Origin of the sequence: Vibrio sp. D431a, from assembly GCF_030248655.1 — a bacterium.
Classification (GTDB): Bacteria; Pseudomonadota; Gammaproteobacteria; order Enterobacterales; family Vibrionaceae; genus Vibrio; species Vibrio alginolyticus.
The window spans coordinates 115,836-132,124 of the sequence record NZ_JAHGAP010000023.1 but is presented as its reverse complement, the minus strand read 5'-3'; the positions used below and the strand labels follow the sequence as shown (position 1 = coordinate 132,124).

Genomic DNA, 16,289 nt, shown 5'->3' with positions numbered 1-16,289 from the left:
GGTGGTAATTTACTCGTGTTAACCCGCTAGTATGTCGGTTGCGACTTTGTAGCTTGGGTCTTCCTTCACGTTAATTTCAACCAAGCTGCCAGCTTTGTCCAAAAGTTTACGACAATCTGGGCTTAGGTGACGAAGGTGCAGCGTTTTACCTTGAGCATTGTAACGCTCAGCCAGTGTTTCAATGGCTTCAATTGCAGAGTGATCTGTCACGCGAGAGTCTGCAAAATCGACAATCACATCTTTTGGATCTTCAGGCGCGTTAAACAACTCCAGGAAGTTAGCCGCAGAGCCAAAGAAAATAGGGCCGTGAATCTTGTACTCTTTTGAACCTTCCTCGTTTAAGCACGTGTCGGCATAGATGTGCTTAGCGTGTTGCCATGCAAACATTAATGCAGAAACGATAACACCAACCGCTACGGCAACAGCAAGGTCAGTAAGAACAGTAACAACGGTCACAAGAACAATAACGAAGAAGTCTTGCTTCGGTACGCGGCGTGCTAGCTTAAATGTTGCCCATTCGAATGTACCAATGACAACCATGAACATCACACCAACCAGAGCAGCGAGTGGGATCATTTCAATTAGCGAAGAAGCGAATAAGATAAACATCAATAGAGCGATAGCCGCAACGATACCAGATAGACGGCCGCGACCACCTGAGTTTACGTTGATCATCGACTGACCAATCATCGCACAACCACCCATTGCGCCAAACACAGAACACGTCATGTTTGCCATACCTTGACCGATACATTCGCGGTTAGATTGACCACGAGTATTCGTCATCTCATCTAAAACTGTCAGTGTTAGTAGAGATTCAATTAGACCAATGGCCGCGAGAATGATCGCGTATGGAAGAATGATTTGTAGTGTCTCTAGTGTAAATGGTACCGCAGGAATAGAGAAGGTTGGTAGTGAACCTGCGAGTGTTGCAGCTTCATCACCAGACATTGTACGCAGGAAGTCAACAACAGTGCGAGTTTCCAGATCCAAGCCAACCACTAAAGCCGTCACCGTTACGATCGCAACAAGTGAAGAGGGTACAGCTGTTGTGATTTTTGGTAGAAAGTGAATGATTGCCATAGTCAGCGCAACCAAACCAAGCATTAGCAGCATCTGGTCTTGTGGTAGCCAAGTAAGCATGCCGTTGATGTCTGGCGCTTTAAACTGACCCAACTGAGCTAGGAAGATAACAATAGCCAGACCGTTCACAAAACCGATCATCACAGGGTGAGGTACGATACGGATGAACTTACCCAATTTAAACATACCAGCGGCAACTTGAAGAATACCAGCGAGCATGATGGCTGCGAATAGGTACTGGACACCGTGAGTCGCGACAAGCGAAACCATTACGACTGCCATGGCACCTGTTGCACCAGAAATCATGCCAGGACGACCACCGAAAATGGAAGTAATAAGACCAACGATGAATGCAGCGTAAAGACCGACCATCGGATCTACGCCTGCGACGAACGCAAATGCGACAGCTTCAGGAACCAATGCTAGCGCAACGGTTAAGCCTGATAGCACATCATTTTTTACGGAGTGCTTAGAAAATTGGGGAAATTCGAACATGTTTGTTTTTAAGTTCTCTTTGCAATGAGTTAAACCCGACACATATTCGTATTTGCACAAGCCACTGGAAGGTTGATTTTTAATCAAACATTGCAGTGTAAACCGTAGTATTAAAAGAGCAGCATCAGAATGGTGTCGAAAACTTGAGTCGGCGCATGCTACCGAAAAGTGTGATTAAGTTCAAGAATGATACGAATAATGGCGTACAAATGTGATCACGAATTGGTATTTATATGAACAATTTATTGGGCAAATATGAAGATAAAAAAGGCTACCAGATGGTAGCCTTTAATTTATTTATGCCGTTAAGCAGTTGAACGTAATGATTTAGCCTAGTTAAAGTTAGGCTTTGTCATCTCTGCCGATGCACGGTTTTTAGCCACTTGGCTACCTGCACCTTTAGCTTGGTAACGTTCGGTTTTGAACGGCGCTGCTGCAACCGTGATTTCGCGTAGCTCTTGAGGGCCAGGTGCTTTCGTCATCGGTGCGCTAGCGTTTAGCTTAGCAGCAACTTTAATGGCTTCGACTTTAGGCTCTGGTTTATCTACTGGCGCTTCGGCTACAATCTCTTTTGCTGCTTCAACGATAGGCTCTTCAGTAGGTGCCGTTTCTACAATGGCATCAACCGGTTCAGCATGTTCAGTTACAGGAGTTTCAACGATAGGCTCTACCGATGCTGTTTCTACTACTGCCGATTCAGCTTTTTCTGCGATTACTGTTTCAACAACAGGTGCTTCTACTACTGGAGCTTCCACTTTCGCTTCAACGGTTTCTTGAACCTTGTGTTCAACAACTGGCGCATCTGTTACGACAGGTTGCTCGCGACGAATAATCACTTTACCCATTGCCATTTCTGGACACGCAAAGCCACCTTGGATTGTAGGTACTGCTGCTACAGCTTCTTCCTTAACTCGCTCTTCCTTCTTAGGTGCTGGTTTCGGAATGTAACGTGGCATTACTTTACCCATAGCCATTTCAGGAGAAGCGACACCTCCCTTACGTAGGCGGAACGGGTTAGGGCGGCGATCACGGCCACGGCGACGACGCTGGCCGCTTGCACGCAGGTGACGTGGCGAACGACGATTACGACGTTGCTTAGACTCTGCTTGCTTGTTGTCTTGCTGTGCCTCTACCGCTGCTTCTGTTGGCTTTTCAACTTTAGCTTCAACCGTTTCTTGAGTCTTAACCGCTGTTTCTTCGGCTTTCTTCTCAATAGCTTCTTGGTCCTTAACGCGTACAGACTTGTTCAATTTGCGACGTTGGCGGCGCTCTTTCACTTTTTCTGCTTTCGCATTTTGCTGCTTCGGTTTGCTCTCTTCTGGTTTTGTTTCAGTACGAGCTTCCGCTGCTAGCTGCAGACCTTTTTCCGCTACTTTTGCGTTTGCTTTCTGCTCTTGGGCTTTATCTGCCTGTTGAGCTTTAGGTTTACGCTTTTGGTTACGGTTTTGCGGTTTATTTGTTTGTTGTTGAGCTTCGTTTTGCTCATTAGCCTGCTCATCACGAGGCTTACGACGACGTCGGTTATCGCGATTGTCGCGGTTATCACGATTATCACGCTGGTTGTTATTGCGACGACGATCGTTGCGATCACGTTTGTTACGTCGATTATCGCGATTTGGTTTTTTCTCTTCCTGAGGTTTCTGTTCTTCTTTTGTTTCTTCAGAACCACCGAATAGGAAGCTACCAAGTGCTTTAAACAGACGGCTGAACAATCCAGGTTTCTCTTCTTGTTCAACGTTTTGTTCTTTCTTCTTCGCCTCAGGAGCTGGTTTAGCTGCTGGTGCAGGTGCGGTTTGAGACGGAGCAGCAAAGCCTTTAAGAACTGGCTCTTCAATTCGTTTTGGTTTTACGTCAACTTCCGCTGGCTCTTTACCTTCTGCTTCTTTCATTGCTTCCAGTTTCTTAGGAAGTAAGTAAGAAATCAGATCGAACTCTTCGCCTTCACGAACACGGATAACTTCAAAGTGCGGTGTTTCCATATCAGAGTTAGGAACAACCGTAATTTTCACTTCTTGAATGCGTTCGATATGGTTTACTGAACGACGTTTTTCGTTCAATAAGTAAGAGGCGATTGGCACAGGTACGACTGCAAGTACTTGTGCTGTGTTGTCTTTTAGCGCTTCCTCTTCAATTAAACGAAGTACAGAAAGTGCTAGAGATTCGTTGTCGCGAACGACACCAGTTCCGCTACAGCGAGGACAGATGTGATGGCTTGCTTCTGCAAGAGAAGGGCTCAAGCGCTGGCGTGACATCTCCAACAAACCAAAGCGAGAAATACGACCGATTTGTACACGAGCGCGATCAAGACGAACGGCTTCACGTAGACGGTTTTCTACTTCTCGTTGGTGACGAACTGGGGTCATATCGATAAAGTCGATAACCACTAAGCCACCCAAGTCACGTAGACGTAATTGGCGAGCAATTTCGTCGGCTGCTTCTAGGTTCGTGTTTAGAGCTGTTTCTTCAATATCGCCGCCCTTGGTTGCACGAGCAGAGTTGATATCGATAGACGTTAGTGCTTCAGTCGGGTCAATAACAATAGAACCACCAGATGGCAGACGCACTTCACGTTGGAAAGCCGATTCAATTTGGCTTTCGATTTGGTAGTGGCTGAATAGTGGAACTTCGCCTTCATATTTCTTAACGCGGTTAAGGAAATCAGGGCGCACCAATTGAATGTGCTCTTTTGCACGTTCGTAGATGGTGTTGCTATCAATTAAGATTTCGCCAATATCACGACGCAAATAGTCACGGATTGCACGAACGATAACGTTACTTTCTTGGTGGATTAAGAATGGAGCAGGGTTAGAGTCCGCTGCACCTTTGATTGCACCCCAGTGGTTAAGTAGTACATTCAAATCCCACTCAAGCTCTTCAGCACTCTTGCCAACGCCAGCAGTACGTACGATTAGGCCCATGCCCTGAGGCAGTTCCAAAGTACTTAATGCGGCTTTTAGTTGAGTACGCTCGTCACCTTCGATTCGACGAGAAATACCGCCAGCACGAGGGTTGTTAGGCATCAGAACAAGGTAACTACCAGCAAGAGAAATGAAAGTAGTAAGAGCTGCGCCCTTGCTTCCACGTTCTTCTTTTTCCACTTGAACGATAACTTCTTGGCCTTCCGTTAGCACTTCTTTGATGCTTGGACGACCTTGGTAGGTGTAACCTTCAGGGAAATATTCGCGGGCAATTTCTTTGAGAGGGAGGAAACCGTGACGCTCGGCGCCGTAATCAACAAATGCGGCTTCTAAGCTTGGTTCGATACGTGTGATACGTCCTTTGTAGATATTCGCTTTTTTAGATTCATGACCTGGACTCTCGATATCAAGATCGAAAAGTCGCTGGCCATCAACCAGAGCGACACGCAACTCTTCTTTTTGAGTTGCGTTAATTAACATTCTTTTCATTGAAAATTCTCGTTGTCTTTTCTTTTATATCTTTCTTGTCGACTTGCCACTGTTTTTTCGCTCTTTCACGGTGCCTGATCCCATGGCTTGTATTTTGCAGCCTCCCGGCTGGAAGGGGATGCTCTCGGGCACTTCAGTCATCACAAGCCTCTTGTGGTTTCTGTTGGAAACGTAGACTTGTGACCCGCTATTTGGGCGGTAGGTACTCAACGTGAATATGCGAGGAGTAGGGTGGCAAGAGTGTTGAATTCGATGTGTCTCACGCCAATGCTGCACTCGACCTTCAACGATCTACTCACATTGCTTGAGGATAAATGATTGGTAATGAATAAAATGTAACCAAACCTTCCTTAGCAGCTGTGAACTATAGCAGTGCGCGTGGCTATCAGCAATCTGCTTTCACGCAAACGATAGAAAATTTGCCGCTAAACTCAAAATTTCTATTTTATAACTGGCTGTTTCATAAGCAATTGAGATGTGCAAACTGTTCAAGACAGAAAACAAATTGAGAACTTGATTGAGAGTTTTAATAATTTAAACAAAAGCTTGGCGAAATTTAGACCAGTATGTGCCACCGAGTGTTTCTTTTACGACAAGAATAATGTGAAGTCGCACGAAATTGAGTTTACAATACCGCCCATGAACGAAATAAGAACAAAAGTCCAGTTCGTCGACATCGACGAAGATATGGCGGGTCAGCGCATTGATAATTTTTTGCGCAACCAATTAAAAGACATTCCTAAAAGCATGATTTACCGAATTGTGCGTAAGGGCGAAGTGCGCGTAAATAAAAAGCGTATAAAAGCAGAGTACAAGTTAAAAGCAGGCGATCTCGTTCGTATTCCACCGGTGACCGTCGAGAAAAAAGATGACGATGTCGCACCAAGTACGAAACTTAACAAAGTCGCTGAGTTGGAAAATATGATTATCTTCGAAGATGACCATATGTTGATTCTAAACAAACCATCTGGCACCGCTGTGCATGGTGGCAGTGGTTTAAAGTTTGGTGCGATTGAAGCGCTTAGGGCTCTGCGTCCTCAAGCTCGCTTTCTTGAACTTGTGCATCGTATTGACCGTGATACTTCAGGGATTTTGCTGGTTGCTAAAAAGCGTTCTGCACTTCGTCACTTGCAAGCCCAGTTTCGTGAAAAGACAGTAAAGAAGTTTTACTTAGCTCTTGTCATGGGGCAATGGAAAAGCAGTTGTAAGGTTGTGAACGCGCCACTGCTCAAAAACGAAGTGAACAGTATTGTTCGTGTTAACCCTAATGGTAAGCCGTCAGAAACGCGTTTTAAGATTTTGGAAAAGTTCGAACAAGCTACATTGATTCAGGCGAGTCCGATTACTGGTCGAACTCACCAAATACGAGTTCATACGCAATACACTGGTCACCCAATCGCTTGGGATGATCGCTACGGTGATCGTCGCTTTGATGCTTACACAGGTCAAGTTGGTTTAGATCGTTTGTTCCTACACGCGGCAAACATCAAGTTCCAACACCCATCAAATGATGAGTGGATGGAAATCAACGCACCGATGGAACCGAAACTAGAAAAAGTGTTGGCGGGTTTAAGAAACGCGTAACCATGTTTTCCTCGCGGATGCAAAAGGGAGCCCGTGGCTCCCTTTTATCGTATTTGGGTTAAAGGACATCGAGTCCTTGAACATTCAACATATCAATCAAATCAATCAATGGTAGTCCGACAAGTGTGTTCGGGTCTTTACCGACTAATTTCGTAAACAAGCAAATTCCCATGCCTTCGCTTTTAAAGCTGCCTGCGCAGTAAAAAGGTTCTTCCCTGTCGACGTAGCGTTCGATTTGTTCAAGCGTTAAATCTCTAAAGTGCACCTCGAAAGAATCAAAGCCGACTTCTGTATGGTTTGTCACGGTGTTATGTACCGCAAGACCAGTATAGAAAGTGATGACTTTTCCACTTTGAGCCAAAAGTTGATTTATCGCGTTATCTCTATTTAAAGGCTTGCCAACGATTTCACCATTAATGACACAAACTTGGTCACTGCCGATAACTAAACTTGCTTTATCCGTCTGGCAAGATATTGCTTTCTCTTGGGCCAGTCTCTGCACAAGTTCAGTTGGCGTTTCTTGGTCAAAAGGTGTTTCATCGCAATCAGGTGGTAAACAAACGAATGGTAGTGAGAGCTTTTCAAGCAGTTGTTTACGAAAAGGGGAAGTTGAGGCTAAAACCAGTTGGTAATTTTTCATTTTGAATTACAATTCGTGGGAGCATTTCCAATAGGATAATCGATCAAAAATGATTCTGGCTAATGCTCTGTATGTTAAGCGTAAAAAAGTACAACTTTTTTGCCTTTTTCTTTGACTAATTTTGATTTGGAAGATAATATTCGCGCCCTATGCAAAAGGTAAAAATACCGCGAACGGTTGACCCAGCTAAAGCTGCACAGAAACGATTGGATTACGATGGCATCATCCAAGCTAGTCTTTTCAAGCGCTTAGTGGAAACAACTGAAGGCGTAAAACGCGACGCAGAAGTCTCATTGTCATTTGGGATGGATGAACAGCGACTCGTTGTTATCTCTGGTAAAGCTAACATCGAAGTCGATTTAGAGTGTCAGCGTTGTAATGAGGTATTCGCACATGAGTGCGAAGTTGAATTCCTTTCTACTCCTTACTACGGTGAGAAAACAGAACAGGAAGCACCAGAAATTTATGATTTGGTAGATCTAAATGAATATGGTGAATTAGACCTCATACAACTTGTTGAAGACGAGTTCATCTTAGCATTACCTCAAATTGCGATGCACGATGAAGCGGATTGTAGCGTTGATTCAAATAACATGGTTTTTGGTGAGATTCCTGAAGAAATTGAGGAAGAAAAACCGAATCCATTCGACGTTTTGAAAAGTCTGAAAAAGTAATAGGTGTGGTAGCCGATTCTTCTTCAGGTTTTTAACCCAATAGTATAGGAGTAGGGTCAATGGCCGTACAGAAAAACCGTAAAACTCGTTCTAAGCGCGGTATGCGTCGTTCACACGATGCGCTAACTACAGCTGCTCTATCTGTAGACGCGACTTCTGGTGAAACTCACCTACGCCACAACGTAACTGCTGAAGGTTACTACCGTGGTCAAAAGGTTATCAACAAGTAAGGTTGAACCTTTGCAAAGTATTACCGTTGCACTTGATGCAATGGGCGGGGATTTCGGTCCACGCGTAACAGTGCCTGCCGCCGTGCAGGCACTGTCTCATTTCCCAGAGCTAAAAGTGATTCTTATTGGTGATCAATCTCTGATCACGTCTCAATTATCTCAACTCGGTACCTCGACCAGTTCCCGCTTGACTATTCTTCACAGCGAGAAAGTTATCTCGAACTCAGAAAAACCTTCATTGGCGTTACGTAATAGCCAAAATAGTTCTATGCGTATGGCTATCGATTTGGTTTCTGAGCAGAAAGCGGATGCTTGTGTTAGTGGTGGCAACACCGGTGCATTAATGGCACTATCGCGTTTCATTCTTAAGTTACTTCCTGGCATTGAACGTCCTGCTTTAGTTTCCGCTTTACCGACGATTACCGGAAAGCGTACTTGGATGCTGGATCTGGGGGCGAATGTATCGTGCGATGCTGATAGCTTGTTCCAATTTGCTGTAATGGGCAGTGCATTAGCTGAAGAACACTTGGGTCGTCCTCCTCGCGTTGCTGTACTCAATATTGGCGCAGAAGAGATTAAAGGTAACGATTTAGTCAAACGTTGCGCAGAAATGCTTTCTCAGACCGATGCGATTAACTTTGTCGGTTATATTGAAGGTAATCAAATTTTGCATGATGTTGCTGACGTCATTGTTTGTGATGGATTTGTCGGCAACGTATGCTTAAAAGCCAGTGAGGGAACAGCTCAACTTTTTATCGAAAAAATTAAAACCAGCATAATGGCATCAACGATAAAGGGTTGGATAGCTAGAAAGTTGTTTTCTAGGCTGTTTAATGAACTAAAAACACTGAACCCCGACCAGTATAACGGCGCAAGTTTGCTAGGATTGCGCGGCATTGTCATAAAAAGCCATGGAAGTGCGGATGTATCTGCGATTGTCAATGCACTTGGCGAGGCAGTACACGAGGTCAAACGACAAGTACCAAGCCGTATTAGCGATCGTTTGGAAGCGGTTTTACTCGAGAGGCATTATTAGTCTTCATGTATAGCAAAATTTTAGGTACTGGCAGCTACCTGCCATCTCAGGTGCGTACAAACGCAGATCTAGAGAAAATGGTAGATACAAGTGATGAGTGGATCGTTGCTCGCACGGGTATTAAAGAGCGTCGAATTGCTGCAGAAAACGAAACTGTAGCAGACATGGCATTCTACGCAGCTGAAAACGCTATCGATATGGCGGGTATTGATAAAAACGATATCGACCTGATTATCGTAGCCACAACGAGCAGTAGCCATACTTTCCCTTCATCTGCGTGTCAGGTGCAGGCAAAGCTTGGCATTAAAGGTTGTCCAGCTTTTGACTTAGCCGCTGCTTGTTCTGGTTTTGTGTACGCATTATCTGTTGCAGACCAACATATCAAATCTGGTATGTGCAAAAACGTACTTGTGATTGGTTCAGATGCTTTGTCTAAAACGTGTGATCCGACAGACCGTTCAACCATCATCCTATTTGGTGATGGTGCCGGAGCCGTTGTCGTAGGCGCTAGCCAAGAGCCTGGCATTATCTCTACCCACATATACTCGGATGGTCAATTCGGAGAGCTTCTAAGCCTACCTGTACCTGTGCGGGGGCAAGATGCGGATAAATGGCTTCATATGGCTGGGAACGAAGTATTCAAAGTCGCTGTAACTCAGCTATCGAAACTAGTAAAAGATACGCTTGAAGCCAACAACATGCATAAGTCTGAACTAGACTGGCTAGTGCCGCACCAAGCGAACTACCGCATTATTTCAGCAACAGCGAAGAAACTTTCGATGTCACTAGACCAAGTCGTGATTACACTTGATAAACACGGCAACACATCAGCTGCAACTGTGCCAACAGCACTAGATGAAGCGGTACGTGATGGTCGTATTAAACGCGGTCAAACTCTGCTTCTTGAAGCGTTTGGCGGCGGATTCACTTGGGGCTCGGCCCTTGTGAAGTTCTAAGTTTCACAAGAATTCAAAATTTAAGGTGCACTTGGTGCATCTTATTTCTTTTTACTTTGCTTAAAGGAAAACAACATGAGCAAGTTTGCTATCGTATTTCCAGGTCAAGGTTCTCAAGCTGTAGGTATGCTTGCAGAACTAGGCGAACAATATGACGTAGTAAAACAAACATTTGCAGAAGCATCTGACGCACTAGGTTACGATCTATGGGCGCTTGTTCAAAATGGACCTGCAGAAGATTTAAACGAGACTTTCCGTACTCAACCAGCTTTGCTAGCTTCATCTGTTGCAATCTGGCGTGTATGGCAGGAACTTGGCTTAGAGCAACCAGCAAACCTAGCCGGTCACAGCCTAGGTGAGTACTCAGCACTTGTATGTGCGGGTGTTATTGACTTTAAAGAAGCCATCAAGCTGGTTGAATTACGTGGTCAACTTATGCAAGAAGCAGTACCAGCTGGTACTGGCGCAATGTACGCGATTATCGGTTTGGCTGATGATGCGATTGCAAAAGCGTGTGAAGACGCAGCGCAAGGCGAAGTGGTCTCTCCAGTAAACTTTAACTCGCCTGGTCAAGTCGTTATCGCTGGTAGCAAAGACGCAGTAGAGCGAGCTGGTGCGCTATGTAAAGAAGCCGGTGCGAAGCGTGCGCTTCCTCTTCCTGTTTCAGTACCTTCACACTGTGCACTTATGAAGCCAGCAGCGGAAAAACTTGCTGTAGCTCTTGAGTCTATCGAATTTAACTCACCACAGCTGCCAGTTATCAACAACGTTGATGTGGTTGCTGAGACAGATCCTGCAAAAATCAAAGATGCGCTTGTTCGTCAGCTACATAGCCCAGTTCGTTGGACTGAAACAGTTGAACTGATGCACGAACAAGGCGTAGAAAATCTTCTTGAGCTTGGTCCTGGTAAAGTTTTAACAGGTCTAACAAAACGTATCGTGAAAACGCTAACTGCAGCAGCAGTGAATGATATCGCATCGCTAGACGCTGCGAAGTAATCCATCAAGCGATAAATTTGCGATAAGAAAAGGAAACACAACATGATGAATCTAGAAGGTAAGATCGCGCTAGTTACCGGCGCAAGCCGTGGTATTGGCCGCGCGATCGCGGAACTTCTTGTCGAGCGAGGTGCTACGGTTATCGGTACTGCTACTTCTGAAAGTGGTGCGGCTGCTATCAGCGAGTATCTTGGTGATAACGGTAAAGGCTTAGCGCTTAACGTGACTGATGTCGAGTCTATCGAAGCGACATTAAAAACGATCAACGAAGAATTTGGTGTGATCGATATTCTGGTGAATAACGCTGGTATTACTCGTGACAACCTATTGATGCGCATGAAAGATGATGAGTGGAACGACATCATCGATACCAACCTAACGCCAATCTACCGCATGTCTAAAGCGGTTTTACGCGGCATGATGAAAAAACGTGCGGGTCGTATCATCAACGTAGGCTCTGTTGTTGGTACCATGGGTAACGCAGGTCAAACTAACTACGCAGCAGCGAAAGCGGGCGTGATTGGTTTTACTAAATCAATGGCTCGTGAAGTTGCGTCTCGTGGTGTAACAGTGAACACTGTTGCTCCTGGTTTCATCGAAACTGACATGACTAAGGCACTAAATGATGACCAACGTGCGGCAACTTTGTCGAACGTGCCAGCAGGTCGTTTAGGTGACCCACGTGAAATTGCATCAGCAGTAGTTTTCCTTGCTTCTCCTGAAGCAGCGTACATTACTGGTGAAACTTTGCATGTAAATGGTGGCATGTACATGGTTTAATGCGACAGTTTATGCAAAATAAGCTATTTTACATTGTGAAAAATAGCCTATAGTTGCAGTTAACTGTCATGAACTTGTCATGCTTATGCGCAAGATTTGTGCATGATTTAAGTCAAAAATGTATTGAAATTCGGTTAAATTCGCTAATTTTGTGGTTTGACCAGCAAGGACCCCCTTGCAACTTTCAATAGTTCGAATAAACTACGGAATCATCGCATTAGGCGAAATCTGTAAAGGAAAAGAAAAATGAGCAACATCGAAGAACGCGTAAAGAAAATCATTGTTGAACAGCTAGGTGTAGACGAAGCAGAAGTTAAAAACGAAGCTTCTTTCGTTGACGATCTAGGTGCTGATTCTCTAGACACTGTAGAACTAGTTATGGCTCTAGAAGAGGAATTCGACACTGAGATTCCTGACGAAGAAGCTGAGAAGATCACTACTGTTCAAGCTGCAATCGACTACGTAAACAGCGCTCAGTAATTAGCTTTCCCAGGCGGTCTCCTAGACCGCCTGTGTTCTTTCTAACTTCTTCTATCCTCTCATAGAAATATTCAATTCCCGGAGAATTATATCGTGTCCAAGCGTCGTGTAGTTGTCACTGGCATGGGTATGTTGTCACCGGTAGGCAACACAGTAGAATCATCTTGGAAAGCCCTGCTAGAAGGTCAAAGTGGTATCGTAAATATCGAGCACTTTGATACTACGAACTTCTCAACTCGTTTTGCAGGTCTTGTTAAAGATTTCGATTGCACAGAGTACATGTCTAAAAAAGATGCTCGTAAGATGGACCTTTTCATCCAGTACGGCATTGCAGCGGGTATTCAAGCTCTTGATAACTCTGGCTTACAAATTACCGAAGAAAATGCGGCTCGAGTTGGTGTTGCTATCGGCTCAGGCATTGGCGGTCTTGACCTTATCGAAACTGGCCATACTGCATTAGTAGACAAAGGCCCTCGCAAAGTTAGCCCATTTTTTGTTCCTTCGACCATTGTAAACATGGTTGCAGGTAACCTATCTATCATGCGTGGTCTTCGTGGTCCAAATATCGCGATTTCTACCGCATGTACTACTGGCCTGCATAATATCGGCCATGCAGCACGTATGATTGCCTACGGCGATGCAGATGCGATGGTTGCTGGTGGTGCAGAAAAAGCTTCTACGCCTCTTGGCATGGCTGGCTTCGGTGCAGCTAAAGCACTATCTACTCGTAATGAAGAGCCTCAAAAAGCGTCTCGCCCATGGGATAAAGGCCGTGATGGTTTTGTTCTAGGTGATGGTGCTGGCATGATGGTGCTTGAAGAGTACGAACACGCAAAAGCACGTGGCGCGAAGATTTACGCAGAACTGGTTGGTTTTGGTATGTCTGGTGATGCTTACCACATGACATCTCCAAGCGAAGACGGCTCTGGTGGTGCACTTGCGATGGAAGCGGCGATGCGTGACGCTAACATCACAGGTACTCAAGTAGGTTATGTGAATGCTCACGGTACTTCTACTCCTGCTGGTGATGTTGCAGAAATCAAGGGCGTGAAACGTGCTCTTGGTGAAGAAGGTGCGAAGCAAGTTCTTGTGTCTTCAACTAAGTCTATGACGGGTCACCTATTAGGTGCTGCAGGCTCTGTTGAAGCAATTATCACGGTTATGTCTTTGGTTGACCAAATTGTTCCGCCAACCATTAACCTTGATGATCCAGAAGAAGGTCTAGACATCGACCTTGTGCCGCATACAGCGCGCAAAGTTGAAGGTATGGAGTACGCTATCTGTAACTCGTTTGGCTTTGGTGGTACAAACGGTTCTTTGATCTTCAAGAAGTTCGCTGAGTAACACTATCTAACCTAATTTAGATAAGCGAAACTTGTATTCTAACGGCTCGATGCTTAGCATTGAGCCGTTTTGTTTTATTTGTTGTCTGCTAATTTGAAGGTACGTGAATGTTTTGGGTAAATGGAGTTCCGCAAACGCATGTAGAGCTAGGCGATCGCTCATTCCAATACGGTGATGGAGGCTTTACCACCATCCTGACCCAAAATGGAGAGTTGGTTTACTGGCAAGAACATACTGAGCGCATGAGTGCTTGCCTTGACGCTTTGAAGATCTCTTCACCTGACTGGAAAGTTGTGCATGATTGGGCAAGCAAAGCGGTTTTATCTGACGCACGAGCGGGGGTGAAGATTCACGTTAGCCGCGGTATTGGCGGGCGAGGGTATAGCCCTAATGGGATTAAAGGCCCTATCGTGACGATTTCCAATTTTGCGTTTCCTTCTCATTATTCATCTTGGCAAGAACAAGGTGTGGACTTGGGCGTTTGTAATACTCGTCTAGGGATTCAACCTTTACTTGCGGGACATAAGCACAACAACCGTTTAGAGCAGATTCTCGCCAAGGCTGAAATCGACAATACAGAGTTTGCAGATGCAATAACGTTAAATGTGCAAAACCATGTCATTGAAACTACAATGGCCAACCTTTTTTGGGTTAAAGGTAATAAAGTATTTACGCCGGAGCTGACCTTATCAGGCGTTACGGGCGTAATGCGTCGTAAGGTGCTTGAGTTACTTAAAGTAAGTCATATTGAAGTCATCGAGGGGCGTTTTATACTTCCAGATTTGCTGAGTGCTGACGAGGCTTTCATGTGTAACTCAATATTAGGTGTCGCACCTATTCGCAGCATAGTGACATCGAACTCTAAGACTATATTTCCGATAGGAAAATTGACTCAACGACTGCAAGGGAATTTAACTACGTGATTAAAAAACTGTTGGCTTTTGTTGTGCTGATCGCAGTGATAGGCGCAGCAGCTGTTTTTTATATAATTTCACAGGCTAAACAATACGTTGAAAAGCCTATTCTATTGGAACAACCTCAGCTGTTTACTGTAGAAAGTGGTACAAGCTTTCATCATGTCATGCGCGCCTTAGTTGAAGATGAGGTGATTGAAACATCGGAGTACATCCGTTTAATTCCTCACTTATATCCAGAATTGTTGCAAGTGCGAGCGGGTACTTACCAACTTGAGCCTGGTATGTCACTTTCGCAAACATTGGAGCATCTGAATACTGGAAAAGAATACCAGTTTGCGATCACTTTTGTTGAAGGCAGCCGCTTTTCTGAATGGGTAGATCAACTAAAAAGTGCTCCTTATTTAAAGCATGATTTAACCGATCTTTCAGAAAAAGAAATGGCTGCGAAGCTCGGAATTGAGAGAGAAAAGCTAGAAGGGTTGTTTTTAGCAGAAACCTACCATTACACAGCGGGTGCGAGTGAAAGCCAGTTATTAAAACGAGCGCATCGAAAACTCAATAAAATACTGGACGCTAGCTGGGAAGCTCGTCAAGAAAAGCTGCCATTACAGGATAAATATGAAGCCTTGATTCTCGCGTCTATCATCGAGAAAGAGACGGCTATTGATTCTGAGCGTGAGCGCGTCGCTTCTGTGTTTATCAACCGATTGAACAAACGCATGCGGTTACAAACTGATCCGACAGTTATTTATGGTATGGGTGACGCCTACGATGGCAACATTCGTAAGAAAGATTTGCGTACGCCGACACCATATAACACCTATACCATCAATGGTTTGCCACCAACACCGATTGCGATGGCTGGTGAAGCTTCCATTGAAGCGGCTTTGAATCCAGAAAGCAGCAACTATTTATATTTTGTAGCAAGTGGAAAGGGCGGACATGTATTTTCGAAATCCCTTGCTGAGCACAACCGTGCTGTTCGTGCCTATTTAAGAGAACTAAGAAAGAACAAATGATGAAAGCAAACTTTATTGTCGTTGAAGGCCTAGAAGGCGCGGGTAAAAGCACTGCGATTAAAACCGTTTTAGATACGCTAAAAGCGGCCGGTATTGAGGATATCGTAAATACCCGTGAGCCAGGAGGCACACCGCTAGCAGAAAAAATGCGCGCTCTGGTGAAAGAAGAGCACGAAGGCGAAGAACTTAAGGACATGACGGAGTTGCTTCTTCTGTACGCTGCACGTGTTCAGTTGGTTGAGAACGTGATCAAACCAGCTTTGGAAAACGGTCAGTGGGTGGTTGGTGACCGACACGATATGTCGTCGCAAGCTTATCAAGGTGGTGGCCGTCAGATTGACGCATCGTTAATGAAAAATCTCCGGGATACAACGCTTGGTGATTTTAAACCTGCTCTCACTCTCTATATGGATATTGACCCTCGTGTTGGGCTTGAGCGTGCGCGTGGGCGTGGTGAGTTAGATCGTATAGAGAAGATGGATATTAGTTTCTTCGAGCGTACACGTGAGCGTTATTTGGAGATTGCTCATGCCGATCCTTCCATCGTTATCATTAACGCAGAACAGACGATTGAAGGCGTGTCGCGTGATATTCGGGACGCTCTAAACGAGTGGCTAGCTCGTCAATAAGTGAAACGTAAATTTA

At 44.9% G+C, this 16,289-nt stretch carries 15 protein-coding genes; 12 read left to right on the top strand and 3 right to left on the bottom strand.

The features are described 5' to 3' along the window. Positions 1-18: 18 nt before the first annotated feature. Both KJB35_RS19040 and rne read right to left on the bottom strand, forming a co-directional pair. Positions 19-1,578: a SulP family inorganic anion transporter gene (locus tag KJB35_RS19040; protein WP_149192472.1), complete on the bottom strand. Its 1,560-nt coding sequence runs from the start codon at positions 1,576-1,578 to the stop codon at positions 19-21. 332 nt (positions 1,579-1,910) lie between these two features. Then, positions 1,911-4,985 carry a ribonuclease E gene (rne, locus tag KJB35_RS19035; protein ID WP_042523100.1) on the bottom strand — a complete coding sequence of 1,025 codons (3,075 nt, stop codon included), beginning with the start codon at positions 4,983-4,985 and terminating at the stop codon, positions 1,911-1,913. A 639-nt stretch (positions 4,986-5,624) separates the two neighbouring features. Between rne and rluC the strand changes: the two genes are divergently transcribed. Further along, positions 5,625-6,569, top strand: a complete 945-nt coding sequence (gene rluC, locus KJB35_RS19030; protein ID WP_021033985.1) for a 23S rRNA pseudouridine(955/2504/2580) synthase RluC — start codon at positions 5,625-5,627, stop codon at positions 6,567-6,569. A gap of 58 nt (positions 6,570-6,627) precedes the next feature. Here the strand turns inward: rluC and KJB35_RS19025 are convergent, their stop codons facing one another. Further along, positions 6,628-7,209: a nucleoside triphosphate pyrophosphatase gene (locus tag KJB35_RS19025; RefSeq protein WP_017821384.1), complete on the bottom strand. Its 582-nt coding sequence runs from the start codon at positions 7,207-7,209 to the stop codon at positions 6,628-6,630. A 149-nt stretch (positions 7,210-7,358) separates the two neighbouring features. Here KJB35_RS19025 and yceD point away from each other — a divergent pair, with 149 nt between their 5' ends. From yceD to tmk, 11 genes are all read left to right on the top strand, one after another. Then, positions 7,359-7,883 (top strand): 23S rRNA accumulation protein YceD, encoded by a 525-nt coding sequence (yceD, locus tag KJB35_RS19020; protein WP_005387307.1) that lies wholly within the window; start codon positions 7,359-7,361, stop codon positions 7,881-7,883. Positions 7,884-7,942: 59 nt separating this feature from the next. Next, positions 7,943-8,113 carry a 50S ribosomal protein L32 gene (rpmF, locus tag KJB35_RS19015; protein ID WP_005396978.1) on the top strand — a complete coding sequence of 57 codons (171 nt, stop codon included), beginning with the start codon at positions 7,943-7,945 and terminating at the stop codon, positions 8,111-8,113. A 10-nt stretch (positions 8,114-8,123) separates the two neighbouring features. Continuing rightward, positions 8,124-9,149, top strand: coding sequence for a phosphate acyltransferase PlsX (gene plsX, locus KJB35_RS19010; RefSeq protein ID WP_017633846.1), 1,026 nt, complete (start codon positions 8,124-8,126; stop codon positions 9,147-9,149). A 5-nt stretch (positions 9,150-9,154) separates the two neighbouring features. Continuing rightward, positions 9,155-10,105 carry a beta-ketoacyl-ACP synthase III gene (locus tag KJB35_RS19005; protein ID WP_017821385.1) on the top strand — a complete coding sequence of 317 codons (951 nt, stop codon included), beginning with the start codon at positions 9,155-9,157 and terminating at the stop codon, positions 10,103-10,105. Positions 10,106-10,180: 75 nt separating this feature from the next. Continuing rightward, positions 10,181-11,104 (top strand): ACP S-malonyltransferase, encoded by a 924-nt coding sequence (gene fabD, locus KJB35_RS19000; protein ID WP_005387313.1) that lies wholly within the window; start codon positions 10,181-10,183, stop codon positions 11,102-11,104. 45 nt (positions 11,105-11,149) lie between these two features. Further along, a complete protein-coding gene (gene fabG, locus KJB35_RS18995; protein ID WP_031781117.1) occupies positions 11,150-11,884 on the top strand; it encodes a 3-oxoacyl-ACP reductase FabG in 735 nt (244 codons plus the stop codon). A 246-nt stretch (positions 11,885-12,130) separates the two neighbouring features. Continuing rightward, positions 12,131-12,364 carry an acyl carrier protein gene (gene acpP / locus KJB35_RS18990; RefSeq protein ID WP_004406112.1) on the top strand — a complete coding sequence of 78 codons (234 nt, stop codon included), beginning with the start codon at positions 12,131-12,133 and terminating at the stop codon, positions 12,362-12,364. A 93-nt stretch (positions 12,365-12,457) separates the two neighbouring features. Next, a complete protein-coding gene (gene fabF / locus KJB35_RS18985) occupies positions 12,458-13,708 on the top strand; it encodes a beta-ketoacyl-ACP synthase II (RefSeq protein WP_005372948.1) in 1,251 nt (416 codons plus the stop codon). A gap of 107 nt (positions 13,709-13,815) precedes the next feature. Further along, on the top strand, positions 13,816-14,631 hold the full coding sequence (gene pabC / locus KJB35_RS18980) for an aminodeoxychorismate lyase (RefSeq protein WP_005372949.1): 816 nt from the start codon (positions 13,816-13,818) through the stop codon (positions 14,629-14,631). Next, a complete protein-coding gene (mltG, locus tag KJB35_RS18975; RefSeq protein WP_005372950.1) occupies positions 14,628-15,644 on the top strand; it encodes an endolytic transglycosylase MltG in 1,017 nt (338 codons plus the stop codon). Before pabC ends, mltG begins: the two co-directional genes overlap by 4 nt. Further along, complete coding sequence (gene tmk, locus KJB35_RS18970; RefSeq protein ID WP_005387350.1) at positions 15,641-16,273, top strand: dTMP kinase; 633 nt, start codon at positions 15,641-15,643, stop codon at positions 16,271-16,273. The genes mltG and tmk overlap by 4 nt, the downstream gene beginning before the upstream one ends. The last annotated feature ends 16 nt before the right edge of the window (positions 16,274-16,289 follow it).